General features: G+C 74.9%; 3 protein-coding genes. 2 read left to right on the top strand and 1 reads right to left on the bottom strand.

All coding sequences use genetic code 11. The annotated features are described in order from the left end of the window. Positions 1-746: DUF1648 domain-containing protein (locus tag CA984_RS46885; RefSeq protein WP_165781644.1), on the top strand; the 746-nt coding region annotated here is incomplete at its 5' end. Positions 747-828: 82 nt separating this feature from the next. Next, positions 829-1,752: a CPBP family intramembrane glutamic endopeptidase gene (locus CA984_RS43375; protein ID WP_086579090.1), complete on the top strand. Its 924-nt coding sequence runs from the start codon at positions 829-831 to the stop codon at positions 1,750-1,752. A 5-nt stretch (positions 1,753-1,757) separates the two neighbouring features. Here the strand turns inward: CA984_RS43375 and CA984_RS43370 are convergent, their stop codons facing one another. Beyond that, the gene (locus tag CA984_RS43370; RefSeq protein WP_242676502.1) at positions 1,758-2,738 is read right to left on the bottom strand and encodes an adenosylcobinamide-GDP ribazoletransferase; all 981 of its coding nucleotides are present in this window, start codon (positions 2,736-2,738) and stop codon (positions 1,758-1,760) included. Between the last annotated feature and the right edge of the window lie 287 nt (positions 2,739-3,025).

Raw genomic sequence — 3,025 nt, 5'->3', positions numbered from 1 at the left:
CCGCGAGGCTGCGCCGCCGCGCCGGCCGGATGGGGCTGGGGGCGCTGCTGGGCGGAGGCGGCCTGTTCTGCCTGGCCGTGCAGCTCGCCACCGTGTCGGCCAACCTCGACGCGCCCGACTGGCGGCGGGCGGGCAGCCTGTCCCTCGCCGCGCTGCTGGCGCCGGCCGGGCTGGCACTGGGCGGCTGGCTGGGCGCGCTCGCCGCCCGCCCCGGCCCCGACGAGGTCTCCCGGCGGGGCGGCACCGACGCCGACCTGCTCGAACTGCGCCCCGGCCAGCGCGCGGTCTGGGTCTCCTCCGCCCGCAACGGCTGGCTCCTCGCCATCGGGGCCTCCCTCGTCGCCGTCGGGACGGGCCTGCTGGTGGCCGCGGCGTTCGGCGCGGAGAGCGCCCCCTGGCCCACCTCCGTGGTCCCGATCGTCGCCGGTCTCCTCGGCGTGGCGCTCAGCTCGGTGCGCGTACGGATCGCCCAGGACGGCCTCCAGGTCTCCTACGGGCCGCTGCGCCTGCCCCGCAGGCATGTCCCGCTCGTCAAGCTGGACAGCGCCTGGTCGGAGGAGCGCTTCCCCCAGGAGGTGGGCGGCTGGGGCGTCCGCGGCCTGCCCGGCGCCGCGACGATCATGCTCCGGGGCGGGGAGTGCCTCGTCGTGCGCTACGCCTCGGGCGGCCGGCTCGCCATCTCGGTCGACGACGCCGAGCGCGGCGCCGCCCTGCTGAACACCCTCGTCATGGAGGGCGCCCGCTGATCCCGGGCGCCGGCCGGGACCACCTCCACGCCCTCCCCGAAGGACTCCCCGCTCCGTGATGACCTCCCCCGAAGGTGGTGTCATGTCCCGTCGTCCAGCCGACCTCTGGCTGTTCCTGCTCACCGCGTACGGCCTGGCCTGGCTGTTCGCCCTCCCCATCTGGCTGACGGGAGCCTCTCTCGCCTCCCCGCTGATCATGGTGTCCGGTGTCGCGATGATGTTCACACCGGCACTCGCCGTCCTGGCCGTCCGGCTGTACGGCAGGCGGCGCGCGGCGCCCGGGACCACCTGGCGCGAATGGGCAGGGCTGACGGGGCTGACGCTGGGCGAACGCCGGGGCCGCACCCTCGCGCTCGTCGTGATGGCCTGGTTCGGCACCCCGCTGCTGGCCGCCGTGGCCATCGCGCTCAGCGCCGCCCTGGGGCTGCTCGCCGTCGACCTCGACGGGCTCAGCCTGTTCCGCGAGGGCCTGGCCGCGGCTCCCCGGGGGCAGGCGCCCCCGGTGGATCCCGGGACGCTGGCCGTCGTGCAGGTCGCGGTGGCGTTCCTGATCGCCCCGCTGATCAACTCGGTAGCGGCGTTCGGGGAGGAATGGGGGTGGCGAGGCTGGCTGCTGCCACGCCTGATGCCGCTGGGCACCTGGCGGGCGCTGCTGGTGTCCGGCGTGATCTGGGGCGTCTGGCATGCCCCGCTCACCCTGCGCGGCTACAACTATCCCGAGCTCGGCGCGTGGGCCGCGCCCCTGTTTGTCGTCTTCTGCGTGGTTTACGGAGCCCTGCTCGGCTGGCTCCGCCTTTACTCCGGGAGCATCTGGCCCGCGGTCGTCGGCCATGGCGCGCTCAACGCGTCGGCGAGTCTCGTCCTGCTCGTCGGCGACGCGGCCGACCCGCCTGACCTCGTCGTCGCCGGGATCACGGGGCTGGTCGGCTCGGCCCTGCTGGCTGTGGTCTCGGCGGTGCTGTTCAAGCGCCGGCCGGTCGAGCGGCCCGCCCCGGTCGCCGTCTGACCGGGTCAGCCCATGGTCATCGCATACACCACCAGCGTGGTGGCCGTGGCGATCTCGACCAGCGCGCCGAGCACGTCCCCGGTGATCCCGCCCAGCCGCCGTACGGCCCTGCGCCGCAGTGCCCAGGCAGCCAGCAGCCCGGCGAGAACGGCGAGAACGGCCACGCAGGGGCCCCAGAGGGAGGATGAACGTCCGTGACCGGGGCCGACGGCCGCCAAGCCGACCGGCCCGTGAACCTCGGAGAGCATCGCTTCTCCAGCGGTTGCGGAAACACCGGACGAGACGTAGGAGGCGGACAGGCCGAATCCGTCGGAGGCGCCGGAGAAGGCGGGCAGCACCGGGCTGAACGCGCCGATGGAGACCAGGAGCGTCAGGGCCGCCGGCAGGGCGAGCATGAGCGCCGTCACGGCCAGCGCGGGGCCCCGCCGTACGGTGCCCGCGACCATCGCGCCGAGCCCGCCCGGGCGGGCGGAGGGGACGCCCGCGCGGCATGCCCAGGTGAGCGCCAGCCTCCCCGCCACGCAGGCGGTGAACAGCGCGATCGGTCCCGCCCCCGCAGCGGAGACCTCCGACAGCGCCGCCACCTGGGCCAATAGCGTGAAGACCAGTGTCACGACGCCGAACGGGCCGATGTCGGAGCGCTTCATGATGTCCAGCGCCTGCTCGGCGGGCCTGCCGCTGCCCAGCCCGTCGGCCAGGTCGGCCAGCCCGTCCAGGTGCAGCCCCCGCGTGAGCAGCGCCACAGTGGCCACGGCCAGCACCGACGCCAGGAGCGGGGTGATCTCCAGCCACAGCGCCACCGTGAGCACCGTCCCGGCGACGGCTCCGATCAGCGCTCCCACGAACGGGGCGGCCGTCATCGCGATCCCCCCGGCCCTGCGGTCGACGGTCCCCGGGCGGACGGGGAACACGCTCAACGTGCCGATCGCCAGGCGCACCCCGTCGGCGAACGTGGACGGTCTCTCCGAAGGCGGCGTTTCAGACACGATCGACGATCGTAGTCCGGAACCCCTGGACGGCCGCCCCGCCCACACCGTCCATCGCCGGGCACCTCCACACGGCACGCTGTCCCATGCCCGGTCCGGGGACGAGGTGGTCCCTCCTCTCATGCCTGGTCCGGAGAGGTCCGGGGGGACTGGCTCGGGAATGGCGGGGCGCCGTCTCAGCTCTGTTCCGGGGACGGCCGGGGCTCGCTCTGTGCCCGGCCCGGCGGCAAGGGCCTGTGCCTGGCCGGACGGGTAGGGGTGGTCCGGGGAGGGGCAGTGGGAGGGGC

This window comes from Streptosporangium minutum, from assembly GCF_002149035.1.
Classification (GTDB): domain Bacteria; phylum Actinomycetota; class Actinomycetes; order Streptosporangiales; family Streptosporangiaceae; genus Streptosporangium; species Streptosporangium minutum.
The sequence above is the reverse complement of the archived record's forward strand: the minus strand, read 5'-3'. Positions and strand labels throughout refer to the sequence as shown.

Excerpts from the sequence above, each read along its gene's own strand:
- CA984_RS43375 (WP_086579090.1), top strand. The coding sequence starts at position 829 with ATGTCCCGTCGTCCAGCCGACCTCTGGCTGTTCCTGCTCACCGCGTAC.